This is a genomic window from Acidisoma cellulosilyticum (assembly GCF_020621385.1).
In the GTDB taxonomy this organism is placed as follows: Bacteria; Pseudomonadota; Alphaproteobacteria; order Acetobacterales; family Acetobacteraceae; genus Acidisoma; species Acidisoma cellulosilyticum.
The window spans coordinates 737,387-752,302 of the sequence record NZ_JAESVA010000002.1 but is presented as its reverse complement, the minus strand read 5'-3'; the positions used below and the strand labels follow the sequence as shown (position 1 = coordinate 752,302).

The 14,916-nt window shown below is 63.4% G+C and carries 13 protein-coding genes; 5 read left to right on the top strand and 8 right to left on the bottom strand.

What is annotated here, in order from left to right:
* Positions 1-27 precede the first annotated feature (27 nt).
* Positions 28-492 (top strand): CHRD domain-containing protein, encoded by a 465-nt coding sequence (locus tag ACELLULO517_RS08060; protein WP_227306783.1) that lies wholly within the window; start codon positions 28-30, stop codon positions 490-492.
* A 39-nt stretch (positions 493-531) separates the two neighbouring features.
* Here the strand turns inward: ACELLULO517_RS08060 and ACELLULO517_RS08055 are convergent, their stop codons facing one another.
* Positions 532-726: a hypothetical protein gene (locus ACELLULO517_RS08055; RefSeq protein ID WP_227306782.1), complete on the bottom strand. Its 195-nt coding sequence runs from the start codon at positions 724-726 to the stop codon at positions 532-534.
* Positions 727-885: 159 nt separating this feature from the next.
* On the opposite strand from ACELLULO517_RS08055, the gene ACELLULO517_RS08050 reads away from it, so the two are divergent.
* From ACELLULO517_RS08050 to ACELLULO517_RS08035, 4 genes are all read left to right on the top strand, one after another.
* Complete coding sequence (locus tag ACELLULO517_RS08050) at positions 886-1,551, top strand: DUF3313 domain-containing protein (protein ID WP_227306781.1); 666 nt, start codon at positions 886-888, stop codon at positions 1,549-1,551.
* Positions 1,548-1,742: a hypothetical protein gene (locus ACELLULO517_RS08045; RefSeq protein ID WP_227306780.1), complete on the top strand. Its 195-nt coding sequence runs from the start codon at positions 1,548-1,550 to the stop codon at positions 1,740-1,742. The genes ACELLULO517_RS08050 and ACELLULO517_RS08045 overlap by 4 nt, the downstream gene beginning before the upstream one ends.
* Positions 1,743-1,942: 200 nt before the next feature.
* Positions 1,943-3,604: a Hint domain-containing protein gene (locus ACELLULO517_RS08040; RefSeq protein WP_227306779.1), complete on the top strand. Its 1,662-nt coding sequence runs from the start codon at positions 1,943-1,945 to the stop codon at positions 3,602-3,604.
* Between the two features lie 131 nt (positions 3,605-3,735).
* Positions 3,736-4,356, top strand: coding sequence for a TetR/AcrR family transcriptional regulator (locus ACELLULO517_RS08035; protein ID WP_227306778.1), 621 nt, complete (start codon positions 3,736-3,738; stop codon positions 4,354-4,356).
* Here ACELLULO517_RS08035 and ACELLULO517_RS08030 read toward each other — a convergent pair.
* The 7 genes from ACELLULO517_RS08030 to ACELLULO517_RS08000 form a co-directional block, all read right to left on the bottom strand.
* Positions 4,329-5,300: an ABC transporter permease gene (locus ACELLULO517_RS08030; protein WP_227306777.1), complete on the bottom strand. Its 972-nt coding sequence runs from the start codon at positions 5,298-5,300 to the stop codon at positions 4,329-4,331. The two genes, ACELLULO517_RS08035 and ACELLULO517_RS08030, sit on opposite strands and share 28 nt — an antisense overlap.
* The gene (locus tag ACELLULO517_RS08025) at positions 5,297-6,301 is read right to left on the bottom strand and encodes an ABC transporter permease (protein ID WP_227306776.1); all 1,005 of its coding nucleotides are present in this window, start codon (positions 6,299-6,301) and stop codon (positions 5,297-5,299) included. The genes ACELLULO517_RS08030 and ACELLULO517_RS08025 overlap by 4 nt, the downstream gene beginning before the upstream one ends.
* Positions 6,302-6,319: 18 nt before the next feature.
* Positions 6,320-7,816 carry a sugar ABC transporter ATP-binding protein gene (locus ACELLULO517_RS08020; RefSeq protein WP_227306775.1) on the bottom strand — a complete coding sequence of 499 codons (1,497 nt, stop codon included), beginning with the start codon at positions 7,814-7,816 and terminating at the stop codon, positions 6,320-6,322.
* A gap of 2 nt (positions 7,817-7,818) precedes the next feature.
* Positions 7,819-8,916: a sugar ABC transporter substrate-binding protein gene (locus ACELLULO517_RS08015; protein ID WP_227306774.1), complete on the bottom strand. Its 1,098-nt coding sequence runs from the start codon at positions 8,914-8,916 to the stop codon at positions 7,819-7,821.
* A gap of 205 nt (positions 8,917-9,121) precedes the next feature.
* Positions 9,122-12,859: a glycoside hydrolase family 99-like domain-containing protein gene (locus ACELLULO517_RS08010; protein WP_227306773.1), complete on the bottom strand. Its 3,738-nt coding sequence runs from the start codon at positions 12,857-12,859 to the stop codon at positions 9,122-9,124.
* A gap of 169 nt (positions 12,860-13,028) precedes the next feature.
* Positions 13,029-14,021 (bottom strand): L-threonylcarbamoyladenylate synthase, encoded by a 993-nt coding sequence (locus ACELLULO517_RS08005; protein WP_227306772.1) that lies wholly within the window; start codon positions 14,019-14,021, stop codon positions 13,029-13,031.
* A gap of 14 nt (positions 14,022-14,035) precedes the next feature.
* Positions 14,036-14,815 carry a 3'(2'),5'-bisphosphate nucleotidase CysQ family protein gene (locus tag ACELLULO517_RS08000; RefSeq protein ID WP_227306771.1) on the bottom strand — a complete coding sequence of 260 codons (780 nt, stop codon included), beginning with the start codon at positions 14,813-14,815 and terminating at the stop codon, positions 14,036-14,038.
* Positions 14,816-14,916: the final 101 nt, after the last annotated feature.

Genomic DNA, 14,916 nt, shown 5'->3' with positions numbered 1-14,916 from the left:
CTGCCGTTTCAGACCAAGGAAAATCCTATGAAGCAGTCGATCGTTTCATCCAGCCGGCGCGGGCTGTTGTCGTTTGCCGCCGTCGCGGCCTTTGCCGTGGCGGGACTGGCTGGCGTCTCCGTCGCCCATGCCGATCCGGTGACGCTGACGGCGAAGCTGGTGCCGGTGACGGGCGCCCCGCCGACCGGTATCGGCCATGTCACGGCGACCTATGATCCCGCGAGCGAGACCATAAGCTGGCAGGTCGATTACGCCGGTCTTTCCGGCCCCGTGCTCGCTGCCCATATCCACGGCCCCGCGACGCCGGGCATGGATGCGGGCGTTGTGGTGCCCTTCACGCCGCCTTTCCCCAGCCCCTTCATGGGGAAGGCGCATTTGACGCTGGATCAGGTCTCGCAGCTTCTGGGTGGGCTGTATTACGTCAATCTGCATACCCAGGCTTTCCCGGGCGGCGAAATCCGCGGCCAGTTGAACGTTCAGCCGAGCAACTGATTTAGAATCAGTTAGAGCCCGCGGCCCTGTGCCGCGGGCTCATAGCAATCCCCAATAAAACGACAGCGCAATCAGCGCGAGGGGATGCAGGAAAATCACGATCCACAGCAGAATGGCCAGAAGGTCAGAGAGTCTCTGACCGAGAGCGGCGTTCCTGATCCGGTCTGACCCCTGCGCCTCGGGCGCAGTGACATCCAGCATTCGCAGTTCCAGAGCATCGGCTGAAACAGCCATCGGTTCACCTCTTACCTCGCAAGCCGATATAACGCTCTAAAATAAAACCGTCTAGACGGTTTGTAACTATCCAGCTAAGCATCGAACCCGAGGCGGAGCGGGGCGGCGCGGCAAGCGCGGCTCGCGCGTCAATCCTGGCGATAGATGTGGAGCGAGAGAGTGAAAACGGTTATTGGGCGTTTGCTTCCGGCGGTGGTCGGATGCTTGGTATTGGCGGGCTGTGCCGGGCAACAGCCGGCTGCTTATACCGGCCTGTCGTCGAGTTCCTATCTCAAACCGAACGACCAGGACGGTTCGGGAAAGATGCCGTTCCGGTATCGTACAACGGTCGACTGGTCACAGTATCACAATGCCGTCATCGAGACTGTCGCGGTTTACGGTGGACCAGACAACCAATTCGGCAAGATGAGCGATCAGGACCGCCAAGCGCTTGCACGATACACGCAGACAGCCCTGACCAAGGCACTCGCGAAGCGCTTCGCACTGATCAATGATCCGATCCCCGGCACGGTTCGGATCAAGATGACGCTGACCGGGGCGGCCGGCAGTGCAGCGGTTATCAGCAGCGTCGCGCATCTCGATATCGGCGGCAACCTCTATAACGGCATTCAGGCCATCCGCGGCAAGGAAGGGCTGATGACGGGCTGGGTGATGTACGCCGTCGAAATCAGTGACGCATCAAATGGAAAGCTTCTCGAAGCCTATGAGGAGAAGCAATATCCGAATGCCTTCAACCCGCTTCCGACCTTTGGCGCTCTGGCCGCCGCAAAGACGGGAATTGACAAGGGGAGCGACGCCTTGGTCGTGCAGATGCAGCAGCCATGACCTTGTCCGGACCTGCGGCGGATGAGTTCACGCTTCCGCGTCACCCCTTGCTGAGGATCATTTTCTGGACATCGACGGCGCTGTTCATCGGCTTCAGCCTTGGTGTGGTGACATCCCAAATCGCTGCCTTTCACCAGCCGAAATGCATCGAGGGAAAAAGCGAGATCGCGCCGTCCCCGTTCACCGGTTAGGCAATTTCAGCGGTGTTCGAGTCACAAAAGCGCGTTAATTTTGTCTCGAACCTGTACAGAGTTGCACTTGCTTTAAGTTTTCGGTAATCCTGACACGTAAAGATCGGGAGATGCCAATGCCGAGCGTGACCGTTTCGGGCGCAGGTACCACTGCTATACTCTCCTATTCGTCGAATGACTCCGCTCCTTACGCAGTCATTTTGGCGAGTTCTCTCAGTGCGGGCCTTGAGGACGGTACCCTGACGGCGCTAAACTATACCTCCGGTCCGTTTGCCCCGGCAGATTTTGGCGGTATCGTCTTTATCAACACGGCCCCCACCGAAATAGTTGAAATACCCGCCCAGGACGTCGGTGTGGTCATCACAGGCGGCCTCACGAGCATTACTGGCGGTGGCGCGGGCGAGACTGTCGTCGCCGGCAGTGGTGGGTTGACCTATACCGACATCACCCCGGACGGAAACACCATCGACTATATCGTAGCAGGCGACGGGCCAAACCTGATCACCACCTCCACGACTGGGACGGGCAATTACCAGATCAATACCGGCGCCGGGAATGACACGATTTTCGTGTTTGGGAATGCCCTAGTCAACGCAGGCACGGGCAATAACACGATCTCGGTGTCCGGCGGCAGCTCGATGATCTCTTCCGAAGGCAACGACAATATCACGATGAGTGGTACCGGAACCGACTCGGTCAATATCGGCACCGGTCAGGCGACGATCAATCCGGGCTCGGCCAACCTCTTTATTTACGAAACCAGCGATTCCGCGAAACCGCTTTTCTTAGCGCCAGGCACCGGATCGGACACGGTTTCCCTGAGCACAGGCCCTGGCACCGTCTACGCTGGATTGGGTGGCAATTCTGTCCTGATTGCCGGCGCTGACGGCACCGCTGCGACCGGCGCCGCGACCTTGCTGAATGGCGCCGCGAGCGGCGACCAGTTGTATGCAACCGGCAGTGGAGCGGTCGTCTTGGCGGCTGGTTCCGGCAGTGAGACCCTCAGCGGGGCAGGTGGGACAGTGGGCGGAGTTTCCATGTCCGCTTCAACCGCCGACCTCATCTTCAGAGCCGGCACCGGAAATGACGTGATCGAGGGCGGCAGCGGCAGCGACACGGTGGAGTTCTTCGGGCTGCGCGCCGATTACACAGTCGCCGAGGGGCCTGCCGGCACGCTGATTGTCACCGCGATCGACGGCGGGTTTTCCGGCGTCGACACGTTGAGCAACATCGAAACGCTCGCCTTTGCTGATGAGACGGAGACCCAGTGCTTCGCGCACGGCACGCATATCCTGACACTTTCCGGTGAGGTTCCCGTCCAGGATCTGAGCGTCGGGGATGTCCTGGTGTCCGGCACGGGCGGTCCGCCGCAGGCCATCCGCTGGATCGGTGCCCGGCGCGTGGATTGCCATCGGCACCCCGATCCGGACAAGGTCGTGCCGGTTCGCATTGCGGCCAACGCTTTCGGCCAGGGCTGCCCTCATCGCGATCTTGTTCTCTCCCCGGACCACGCCGTCTTCGCGGAAGGCGTGCTTATTCCCGTCAAGCATCTGGTCAACGGCAAGACCGTGCGCCGGATGCCGCCGCGAAGCCTGATGTACTACCATATCGAGCTTGAGCAGCATGATGTGGTTTTGGCTGAAGGCCTGCCCTGTGAGAGCTATCTCGATACCGGCGACCGCGCCGCTTTCTCTGACGGCCCGACAACGGATCTGCATCCGGCATGGGGGTCTATGGCCCGTGACATCATGCTGATCATGGATGCCTTGGGCGTGGCACCCCTTCGGGTGGAGGGACCGGAAGTGGAAGCCGCACGCGCAAAGCTTTATCGCCAGGCGGAGGCTTTCGCGAACATTGCCTGATCGTCCCGAGCGCGCGACGGGATATAAGTTCCGTCTCCGCGCCCACTGTTCTCGGTAGAAAAAAGATGCGCGGACTGTTTTTGTAGGGGCAGGTGGCGTAGCCTGTCGCCCCGACAGAACAGACGAGCAATATGGTTGAGAATTCCCTACGCTCCCAACGAACCCGCGAGGCCGCGATTGCCGCCGCATTGGCGATCGTCACGCGGGACGGTGCCACCAAGCTGACCATCGATGCCATCGCGCGGGAAAGCGGTGTCAGCAAGGGCGGCGTGCTGCATCATTTCCGCACGAAGGAGGCCGTGCTGAAGGCCTTGTTCGAGCATCAGATCGAAAGCGGCACCGCTCTTATTCAATCCTTGCTGGATGGCATGGCGTCTAACCAACCTGAACGCCATCTGGCAGCCCAGATAGCGGCCTTCCGCATCGCTGTCTCTCACCCGACATCGGCGAGCTTCGCCATCGCGACGGCGATGGCGGACTCGCCGGAGCTTCTTGCCGGCATCCGGGAGAACGACGCCAAGCGGATTGAGATCGTGAAGGCCGAAGCCGCTGACCCGACGATCGCGCTCGTCCGCTGGTCTGCCGCCATGGGGCTGGCTCTGTCGGAGATACTGGGGCTGAGCCCGGTATCGGCGCAGGAGCGGGAGCGTCTGTTCGACTATCTGCAGGACGACCGGCAATGGTCGCAATCGCCAAAGCCGGTCCCCGCGAAGACGCGCGCCCATCAGGCGCTGTCTTCCTCCCGTCCGTAGAGCAGCAGCAGCGCCAGGATGACGATGCCGTAGACGATGCTGCGGCCGTAATCCGGCATGTTGAACGCCAGCAACACGCTGACCAGCACGGTCAGGCTGATGGCACCCGCGACCGAGCCCAGGTAATGCCCGCGTCCGCCCAGGATATACACGCCGCCGATAACGACGGCCGCGATGGACTGGAACAGATAGGGGTCGCCCATGCCGAGCGCCGCCTGACCGCCGAAACCCACCAGCATGATGCCGGCGAGCGCCGAGAAGAACCCGCTCAGCGCGTAAAGCACGATGGTGACGCCCGAGACATGGATGCCGGCCAGGTGGCTCGCCCGCGCATTATTACCGACCGTGTAGGTCATCCGTCCGAACCGCGTCATGGCGAGCAGGAAGGACACCACGATGATGATGGCGATCCAGATCCACAGCACGATCGGCAGGCCGAGGAAGCTTTGATGCACGGCCGCCTGCACTACGGGCGGGGCATAGGCGCCGCAACTGGTGCAGGTCATGCCGCCCGACAGGCCCAGCGTCAGCCCCTGCATGATGCCGTTCATGGCGAGCGTCATGACCACGGCGGGAATGCCCAGCAAAGCGACGCCCGCGCCGTTCAGGGCACCGACCGCCGCCCCCATGCCGAGTGTCAGGGCCAGCGCGGGAATGGCCCGCGCATCATGGCCGAGCGAACTCGTCACCATCAGGATGGCGCCGGCATTCAGCACCCAGGGCACGGAAAGGTCGATCCCGCCGATCAGGATGACGAAGGTCTGTCCGGCCGCGACGATGCCGACGAAGGACGCCACGACCAGGATGGCGCGAATGCCGCTGGGGCTGGCGAAGCCCGGCCGCACCATCTCGCCCACGATGAACAGCACGATGCCGGCCAGGAAGGCGTAAAGGATGCGGCGCCGTTCCTTGTTGAGGAAGGGCTGCTTTTGGCTCGCGCTCATCGCCGGCGCCTCACGATCTGACCGATGACATTGGCGGCAATCACCGCGGCGAGAAGAAACAGACCCTCGTAGAAGGTCTGATAGAGCGGATCGATATGGGCGAAGAACAGGATGTTCACGACCATGACGGTGACGAAGGCGCCGAACAGCGCGCCGAGCCCGCTGCCGCGCCCGCCGAACAGGCTGACGCCGCCCAGCACGGCCGCGACGATGGAGGTCAGCGTATAGGTATCCCCGGTCGTGGCATCCCCGGCGGTCGCATTCGCCGCCAGAAACAGCCCCGCGCAGGCGGAGGCAACGCCACCCAGCATATAGGCGAGGATCGTCGTGCGCTTGACGGAAATACCGTGGCTGCTGGCCGCCATCGCATCATTGCCGATGGCAAAGACCGCGACGCCCAGCGGCGTGCGCCGGAAGATCGCCCATAGAATGCCGATGATCGGAATATAGATCAGCGACAGCGGCACATTCGGATTGGCGAGCACACCGGTGAAGCCCGGCGGCATCGCGCCGCCCGGCTGCGGCAGGATGCGGATGGCGATGCCCTGGAAGATGGACAGCGTCGACAGCGTCACCAGAATGGGCTGCAACCGCCCGATGGCCACCAGCACGCCGTTGAGCAGACCGCACAGCGCGCCGATGCCCAGGATGGCGATGGTCCAAAGCGTGGTCGAAACCGGACCGCCCATCAGCGTCAGCGCGGCGACGGCATTGGTAAGGTCGATGACACCGCCGACCGAGAGGTCGATACCGCGCGTCAGCACGACCAAGGTCTGCGCCAGCGCCGCGAAGGCCAGCGGCATGGTATTGTTCAGCGTCGAGGTCAGCTCGAAACCGCCTGGCAGGCGATGCTGGGTGACGATATAGAGCACGCAATAGAGAATGACGCAGGCGATCAGCAGCGCGACGACAAGGGCGAGACCGATATTCTGCGTCAGCGCGTGAGACAGGCGCGAACGGCGCGGGCCGCTCGCGGCCAATATTGTTTCGGGTAAGGGCATCTTGGTGCTCAAATCTTCTCAGGCGGCACGATGATCGCGCACGGCGGCGGAGACGATGTCCTCGGCGGTCACGCCGGGGGCGCGCAGTTCGGCCGCGACCACGCCTTCGCGCATGACAAGGACACGGTGGCAGAGATGGGCCAGCTCCTCGGCATCGCTGGAATAGAACAGGATGGCATGGCCATCCCGGGCCAGGGCCACGACAAGCTCGTAGATTTCATGCTTGGTGGCGACATCAACGCCACGGGTCACGTCATACAGAAGAAGAATCTGGCACTCCGTCTCCAGCCAGCGGCCGAGCAGCACCTTCTGCTGATTGCCGCCCGATAGCGCGCCGACGGCAAGCCCGATCCCCGCCGTGCGCACGCGCAAGCTGTCGACCACATGCTGCGCCGCGCGGCGTTCTTCCTGCGGCTTCAGAATGCCGAAGCGCGTCAGGCGCTTGAGGATGGCGAGCGACGCATTGTCCCGCACGCTCATGCGCAGCAGCAGGCCCTCGCTTTTGCGGTCCTCCGGCACCAGCGCGATGCCGCTGGCGATCGCCGCGCGCGGGGAACGGAACCTCTTTTCTTTTCCCTGCACGCTGAGCGTGCCGCCGCTGGCATGCGCGTCACCGAAGACCGTGCGGAACAACTCCCGATGGCCATGCCCGGCCAGACCGCCGACGCCCAGCACCTCGCCACGGCGCAGCGCGAAGGAGACCTGACGCAGATTGGGACCGGACAGCGCGCGCGCCTCCATCATCACCGGCGCATCGTCCGGGGCAGGGGACATGGCCGGGTACAGCGCCTCGACCCGCCGCCCGGTCATCAACCTGACAGCCTCGTCTTCATCGATATCCGTGAAGGTTCCGACATCCTGACCGCCGCGAAAGATCGTGATACGGTCTGCGATGCTGCGGATTTCCGCCCAGCGGTGAGAGGTGAAGACGATGCAGCAGCCTTGCTCCCGCAACCGTCTGATCTGGCCGAACAGCCATTCCACTTCCCGCTCCACGAGCGAGGATGTGGGCTCATCCAGAAACAGGATTTTGGGCGCATGGCTGACGGCGCGAACGATTTCGACCGTCTGCCGTTCGGCGAGCGAAATATCCTCGACCAAGGCGCGGGGATCGATATGCATGACGCCGAAACGCGCGAGCAGCGCATCGGCGTCACGCAGCGTCGCTTTCCGGTCGATCAGGCCGAAAGCGCGGGGTTCCTGCCGCAGCAACAGGTTTTCCGCGACCGTCATCCAGGGCAGCAGCGTCAATTCCTGAAACACGGTCCAGGCGCCGAGCTGATGGGCGGCTTGCGGCCCGGCGAGCGATACCGCCTGGCCGCCGATGCGGATCTCCCCGGTATCGGGCCGCACGCGCCCGCCCATGATCTTGATCAAGGTCGATTTGCCGGCGCCGTTCTCACCGACGAGGGCATGAACCTCGCCGGCGCTGGCGGTGAAGGACGCTTTCGTCAGCGCCGCGACACCGCCATAGGCTTTGCCGATATCGACCGCTTCGACAGCGGCAATGGTCACGATCAGGCTGCCGGCAGATTGATGATGAGTTTCTGATCGGTGCAGGCGCTGCCGTCGATCGCCGCCTGGGCGCAGATATCGACCGGCGATGTCGGGCCGCCGGCTGTGAAGTCATCGAAGAAACTATCGGGCTGGTCAGCGAAGACATTTACCCCGAGCTTCAGGTCGGCGTTCGACAGGAAGACGTTGGGCACGTCGATATTCTTCTTCGGATAGCTGCCGTTCAGGATGCGGCGGGCGAGTTCCAAAGCCATCAGCGACAGATAGGGCGGGCTGCCTGCGGAATAACCGGTGACGGTATGGCCGCCGATACCCAGCATCATCTTGCGGAAACCGTTCTCGGCTTCGCCGGCGGTCGGCGGCAAGGGACGATTGGCGGAGATGAAGGCCTTCAGCACGCCGTCCGTGCCGCCCTGGCACCAGATCGCGTCGATCTTCGGCAGGGAGGGCAGTACGGCAGCCGTATTGCGCTCGGCGGTGGAGGAATCCCACATGCCGGTGAAGCGGTTGACGACCTTGATGCCGGGATTTTGCGCCCAGACACTGTCGGCGCCCTTGTTACGGTCCAGATCGACCTCGGTGCCGGCCACGCCTGTCACCATGATGACATTGCCCTTGCCGTTGATCTGCTTGACGATCCACTCCGCCCAGCCCTTGCCGAGGTCGTACTGGCTGATATTGACCTTGATGGCGGAAGGCGCGGTAACACCGCTGTCGAAGCTCACGACCAGAATGCCGCGTGACGTCGCCTGATGGATGATGCCGTTCAACGCGGTGGGCGAGGCGGCATCCATGACGATGGCATCGACCCGCTCGGCGATCATATTCGAGATCTGCTGCGACTGCTTGCTGACGTCATTGCCGGAATTGTAGATCGAGCCGACGACCTCGGTCTTGAACGGGTCCATCTGCAGCGCGGCTTTGAAGACGTTTTCCATCTCCAGGCGCCATTTATTGCCGATATAGGAATTGGACAGCGCGATCTTGTAGGTCTTGCCCGCGCTCTGCGCGAAGCTTGGTCGCGCTACCATCAGCGGCATGGCGGCGAGGCCCAAACCCGCTGTCTGCAATAGATGCCGACGTGTGGCCTGAATGGTCATGGTCAAGTTTCCCCCGGTTGTCTCTTCGGACGTGTTTTCACGGATAGTCTTGGCTTTTAGCCGTTTCTTATGGACGTCTGCCGATTTTGGATCGGTCAGGCACAGCATTATGCGCCTGTCTCTCTTTGTCCAGAGACAAGGCGCATAAATCAGATCGTTTCACCTCAGTCCAGAGCAGCCGGCCGGCGCTGGCCCCGTTATCGGTTCAATGCAGGATGAGCTGCTCGGTCACTTCGTCCAGATAGATCGCCTGCCGCCGCTTCAGGCGGGCGTCGAGCTTGAGGCGCTTTGCGATGAACGTCTGCACCTCCGCGATCTCATCGACATGGCGGCGGCCGTCCAGCGCATGCGTGACGCTGCTTTGATGCCGGCGGTGGCGGTTCAGCGGTTCCGCGACATAGGCGATGCGGGCGGCCGGCTGGCTGAGGATATCGGCATAAAGATACCAGTCCCCGGCGACCCGGAAATCCCGCAGCTTGTCGCCGCAGCGGTCGAGGGCCGCCAGCAGCGCCGAACGGCGCCAGACCACGCTGCTGACATTCAGGATCAGATTACGCTCGGCCAGGCAACGGCGCAGGAAATCCCGCCCGGCGAAATCCCCATCCACTTCCAGCAATCCCGGCGCGGCGCGATTGTAATAGGCCTTGTAGCTGTCGCTGAGGATCGTGCCGTCCTGATCCATCGCGATACTGTCGCAGAAGGCCATGACATTGTCCGGATTGGCCTTCAGCCGGCGCAGGACATGGCTGAGGAAGCGCGGGTCGCTTTCGTCATCTGCTTCCGCGATCCAGATGAAATCGCCGCTGGCGGCTTCGGCCGCCCGGCGCCATTGCGCGAAGACGGAGCCGGAATTCTTCTTGTTGGCGATGATGGTGATGGCGCGGTCGGCGTCCAGCGCCGTTCTGTCCGCAACCGCGATACTGTCATCGGTCGAGCGATCGTCGAGCAACAGAATTTCTCGCACCGGGCACCATTGCTGGAAGATCGTTTCCAGGCGCGCCGGCATATGCCGCGCATAATTGTAGTTTGGTACAGCGACGGAGAGGCTGAGCAGATCGGGATCGATCAGGTCGATCAGCACCTGCGTATAATGCTGGAAGTTGAAGTCGCTTTCGGCGACGGCCGATAGCCGGGCGCGGCGCGCGCGGATGTCAGCCTCCTTGGCGCCGGCGAGGGCGACCGCCGCATCCGCCATCGCCGCGATATCGCCGCGCGGCACGACGCGGCCTGCGTCATGCTCCGCGATAAGGTCGGGCACGCCGCCCGAGCCCGAGAAGGCGACGATCGGAATGCCGGCACTGAGCGCTTCCAGCGCGGTTGAAGGGAAGGGGTCCTCGCGGGAGGTCAGAATGAAGACATCCGCCGTCGAAAAAAGCACTTCGACGTCGTTTCTGAACCCTAATAGATGGAAGCGCCCGCTGGCCTCGGCCTCGGCGATCTCGGGTTCGAAATAACTCGCCAGTTCGCGGTCCATATTCCCGGCCCAGGCCAGATGCGCGCGCGGGGCGACGGTCTGCAGGCGCTGCCATAGTTGCAGGAACAGGTCGAAGCCTTTGCGCATATCGGCATAGCCGACGCCGATGAACAGCGGCGCTTTGACGGGAATGCCGAGGGTCTTGCGCGTCTCGGCACGCGACGCGGCGTCATAGGGCAAAGTCTGGTAGATGCCCTGTGGCTTGATCAGCGTTTTGGGCAGAAAGTCCTCACCGTCCAAGGTCAGATGCCGCAGCACGCCGTCCCGTACCGCGGCCGCCGGGAAGATGACCTGGCGTGCGGCAATCAGGCCACGGCGCGCCAGCTGGGTCAGGTTCTTTTCGCGGATCAGGCTGGGCAGTTCATGCACCAGCAGAACCGTCGCGATCTCGGCCTCTTCCAGCACGGGACAAGCCCCGCCGGCTGCGACCGTATTGACGATGGCACGCCGAAAGCCGCGCGCGGCGAATTTCTGCGCCTCGACGGTAAGATCGGCCGAGCGCGTCAGCACCGTCACCGGGGCCAAGGCGTCATAGTCCGGCACCATCGGGCCGCCTTCCAGCAGCAGGAATTCGACGGCAATGCCGTGCCGGTGCTTGAACTGCTGCGCGATCGCCAGCAGCAGCGTCTGCGCGCCGTGGCGATGCCCGTCATGCCCGACCAGCAGGATTTTACCATGGGCGATGCTGGGCGCCTCGGCGCTCAACGCACGGGACAAGGCATTGAGATAGGCCGAGCCGAAATGCAGGTCGGGCTCCAGATAGGCGCCTTCAGCCCATTCGTTCCAGGCATTGATGCAGATGATGGGCTCGCCGAAGACAGGGTTCTCCTCGGCGTCGCGTACGAGGGCAGAGACCCATTCGCCGAAATCGGCCGGGGTGCTGCCGTGCAGCAGCAGGCCACGACCTTCGCGCCGTGCGTCATTGTCCCAGGACGGCACCGCTGTCTTGATCAGCGGAAAGGACGTCCGTGGTTCGGCCAAGGAAACCGCGACCGTATCCTGATAGCTCACGACATGGTTTTTCGCGTCCATGTCCAGCCATTCCAGGCTGTCGTTGATCTTGGGCAGGCTGGCGGTGAGCTTATGCGGCGGGAATTCTATCGCAGCGTCGAGCCCGTATTCGCGCGGGTCGATGGCGTCAAAACCCTGGCCCATCACCAGAATCGGGTTTTCCTTGCACAGTCTTTGGAACAGACCGCGCCAGCGGGCGATCGTCGCCCGCGCGTCGGGTATCAGGCCGGGCCGATAGATCATCAGCACGGGCCGGCCTTCCAGCCGGATATAGCGCGGATCGGCGAAATGCCGGCCGAAGGTGCGGATCAGCTCCTCATCCTCGCTCTGCCGGTAATCCTGGCTGATAAGGATTTCCTCGTCATGCCCGTCCCAACGCCGCGTCCAATTCTCGTTCGCCCACATCAGGCAGAAGGGCATGTCGAGGCTGCGGTCGGCGAGCAGCATCTCCAGCGGCTTTTCCATCAGCCGATGGCCGTTGAACCAGTAGAAGTAGAAAATGAACCCGCCGAGGCCAGCCGCCTGCGCCATGTCGATCTGGCGTCGCAAAGTCTCGGGATTGTCGAGCGTGTAATGACCGAGGTCCCTTGGCGTGCGCGGCTGATAATGGCCAGAGAAGCGCGGCGCCCCGCGTGACAGATTGGTCCATTCGGTAAAACCGCGACCCCACCAGGCGTCGTTTTCCGGCATATGGTGGTATTGCGGCAGGTAATAGGCCAGCGCCCGGGCGCGCAGCGGCGTGCCGGCGGGTAGCGGCTCGAACGGCTCGAAGGCTTCGCCGGGACGGCTGAACCGCGCGATTTCCCCCGGAATAGTCGCTTCCTTCACGGGGCGCTTGGGAAAGACCCCGGTTTCGTCCCGCCGCCGCTGATAGTCCAGCAGCGGGTTCACCCCGGGCTGCAGGCGCAGGTAGCGGCTGCGGTAGAAGGCCGTATCGAAATCGGTGGAAGGATCGCGATCCTCCCGAAACCCGATCTGCATGAAATGGATGAAGGCATCCAGTCCGGCGGTCGCGACATCGGCATAGGTGGTGAGATAGAAGCCGGTATCGAAATCGGGGTTAGGGTTGACGCGGCCGCCCAGCCGCTCGCGCAGATAATGCGCGAGGCAAAGATCGTTGGCGGGGACAAGGAAGGTCTCGCGGTACCAGGCCGGGTCGAAATGTTCCGAGGGACGCCGCCCCTCGCGTTCACCGAATTGGATGTAGTGCAAAAGCGGATTATTGCCGCTGGACGCGACGTCCGCGTAATAGGTCAGGTACCAGCCGGTGTCGAAATAGAAATTGGGTTGCTGTCCCTGGCGCCAGCCGGACTTTGCCCAATAGTGGAGCGCCGTCGCGGGATCGGCCTTATATTCCCCACAATACCAGGCAAGGTCGAAAAGCCCGCTCTGTTCGATGACGGTATAGGCTAAGGAATCGAAGTCCGGACCTTCCTCCGAATCGAAGCCGCTATCCATCAAACAGAATCCAATTGACACATGGCTGCATAATGCTGAGCGGGCCGCGTGTGGGCAATGGGTTCCTGCCGATTTCCCCCGTGCCCGATGACTTTGGGCGGCTGCGGCCCAAAGTCCGAATTCGGTCTCTAAACCTTTGATCGAGAGCAGGATTCAGATTTGGGGTAGTTCACCCTGACATCGTCCCGCTTTCGCCGGCTCCGTGCGCCGCCCGGCGCAGGCGATCGTTGATCGCGCATCCAATCCCGTGCTCCGGCAAGGCCATGGCGGCGATGCCGCGCAGATGCTGCGCGCGGCCGAGCTTGTCGAGCATGCGCAGGCCGGCGAAAAGACGTGCTGCCGCCTCGGTCAGGTCGCTGCCCTCGCTGAGATTGAAGACGGCAGCGGCCCCGGTGAGTGCCGGGCCGAAGGCGAGCAGGGCTTCGTCGGCGCCAACCGTCTCGGCCTGCAGGCGGAGCGGTAATTCCGGCGCGTAATGGGCGAGCAATTGGCCGGGCGAGCGTGGTGCGGCCTGATCCGCGCTGTCGGGCACCAGGATATCCGGCGCATAGGCCGCCAGCATCTCAACCGTTATCCCGCCGGCCCGCAGCAAGGCCGGGCGGTCGCCCGAGAGATCGACGACCGTCGATTCCAGCCCGACCGCGCAAGCGCCACCGTCGATCACCGCTGCGATGCGGCCGGACAGGCCGTCCAGCACATGGCCAGCCGTCGTCGGGCTGACCCGGCCCGAGCGATTGGCGGAAGGGGCGGCGACCGGTTTGCCGACGGCGGTCAGCAGCCGATGGGCCAAGGGATGCGCCGGCACGCGCACGGCCTGGGTGGCAAGCCCCGCGCCGGTGATCTCCGCCACCCGGCAATCGGGGCGGCGCGGCAGCACCAAAGTCAGCGGCCCCGGCCAGAAGGCCGCCGCGAGCGTTTCGGCCAGCGGCGTCGGGATGACATCGGCGAAGGCCGCTTCCGTATTTGCATAATGCGCGATCAGCGGGTTGAAGCCCGGCCGGTCCTTGGCCGTGTAGATAGCGGCCACGGCACCGGCATCGGTCGCGTCGGCGCCGAGGCCGTAGACGGTCTCGGTCGGAAAAGCGACGAGCTTCCCGGCGCGCAACAAGGCTGCGGCCTTATCCAACCCGGATTCGTCATCGGATAGAACGAGCGTTTCCATTTTCAATGCCGGTCTCAATGCCGGCCCATGCAATAGAAGCCGGGATTCTCCCAGCCCGCCTTGCCGTAGGTGAGGCGGGTGCCGTCATCCAGCCGGCAGACATGACCACCGGCTGCTTCGACCAGCGCCTGCGGGGCAGCCGTGTCCCACTCCATGGTGCGGCCACGGCGCGGATAGAAATCGGCCGAACCTTCCGCGATGCGGCAGAATTTGGCGGCCGAGCCCATGGGGATCGTGGCGGCCGTCGGCCGGCCGGCGAGGGTCGGTGGCAGAACCGGCTGCCAGTCACCGTGAAAGCGGGAGACGACCAGGGTGATTCCCTCGTCCGGCGGCCTGCGAGCGGAAATTGACGTTTCACCGGTCACGTCCCGGCGAAACGCACCGAAATCCTTCATCCCGAGATAGACCTGCCCCAGCGCCGGCACGCCGACGACGCCCAGCACCGGCTCGCCGTGCCGGATCAGGCCAATATTGACCGCGAAATCATCCAGCCCGGCGACGAAATCCCTTGTCCCGTCCAAGGGGTCGACCAGCCAGAACTCATGCTCGGCGTCAGGCGCGATGCCGGCGGCTGATTCCTCCTCCGCGATCACCGGCACGCCGGGGTCGGCGCGGCGCAGCCCGTCCAGGATCAGCGCTTCGGCCGCGCCGTCGGCATCCGTCACCAGCGATCGGTCCGCCTTGCGGTCCACCCACATGCCGCGGGCACGGATCTCTAGAATAAGCGCGCCGGCGCGCTCCGCGAGGGCAGCGGCCAAGTGCAGCAGGGCTTCATCCGAGGGGCGATAGGTCATGCACGGGTGATAGACGGGCTGGGTGGCATGGCAAAGCACGGCGTTGCTGTTAGTGTTGCATATCGACCATCTCTCGTAACCCGCCGCGCGCCTGTCCTTTC

Bases quoted from the DNA above. Each gene is read 5' to 3' on its own strand.
- ACELLULO517_RS08060 (WP_227306783.1), top strand. From the start codon at position 28: ATGAAGCAGTCGATCGTTTCATCCAGCCGGCGCGGGCTGTTGTCGTTT.
- ACELLULO517_RS08055 (WP_227306782.1), bottom strand. From the start codon at position 726: ATGGCTGTTTCAGCCGATGCTCTGGAACTGCGAATGCTGGATGTCACT.
- ACELLULO517_RS08045 (WP_227306780.1), top strand. From the start codon at position 1,548: ATGACCTTGTCCGGACCTGCGGCGGATGAGTTCACGCTTCCGCGTCAC.
- ACELLULO517_RS08035 (WP_227306778.1), top strand. From the start codon at position 3,736: ATGGTTGAGAATTCCCTACGCTCCCAACGAACCCGCGAGGCCGCGATT.
- ACELLULO517_RS08030 (WP_227306777.1), bottom strand. From the start codon at position 5,300: ATGAGCGCGAGCCAAAAGCAGCCCTTCCTCAACAAGGAACGGCGCCGC.
- ACELLULO517_RS08025 (WP_227306776.1), bottom strand. From the start codon at position 6,301: ATGCCCTTACCCGAAACAATATTGGCCGCGAGCGGCCCGCGCCGTTCG.
- ACELLULO517_RS08015 (WP_227306774.1), bottom strand. From the start codon at position 8,916: ATGACCATTCAGGCCACACGTCGGCATCTATTGCAGACAGCGGGTTTG.
- ACELLULO517_RS08010 (WP_227306773.1), bottom strand. From the start codon at position 12,859: ATGGATAGCGGCTTCGATTCGGAGGAAGGTCCGGACTTCGATTCCTTA.
- ACELLULO517_RS08005 (WP_227306772.1), bottom strand. From the start codon at position 14,021: ATGGAAACGCTCGTTCTATCCGATGACGAATCCGGGTTGGATAAGGCC.
- ACELLULO517_RS08000 (WP_227306771.1), bottom strand. From the start codon at position 14,815: ATGACCTATCGCCCCTCGGATGAAGCCCTGCTGCACTTGGCCGCTGCC.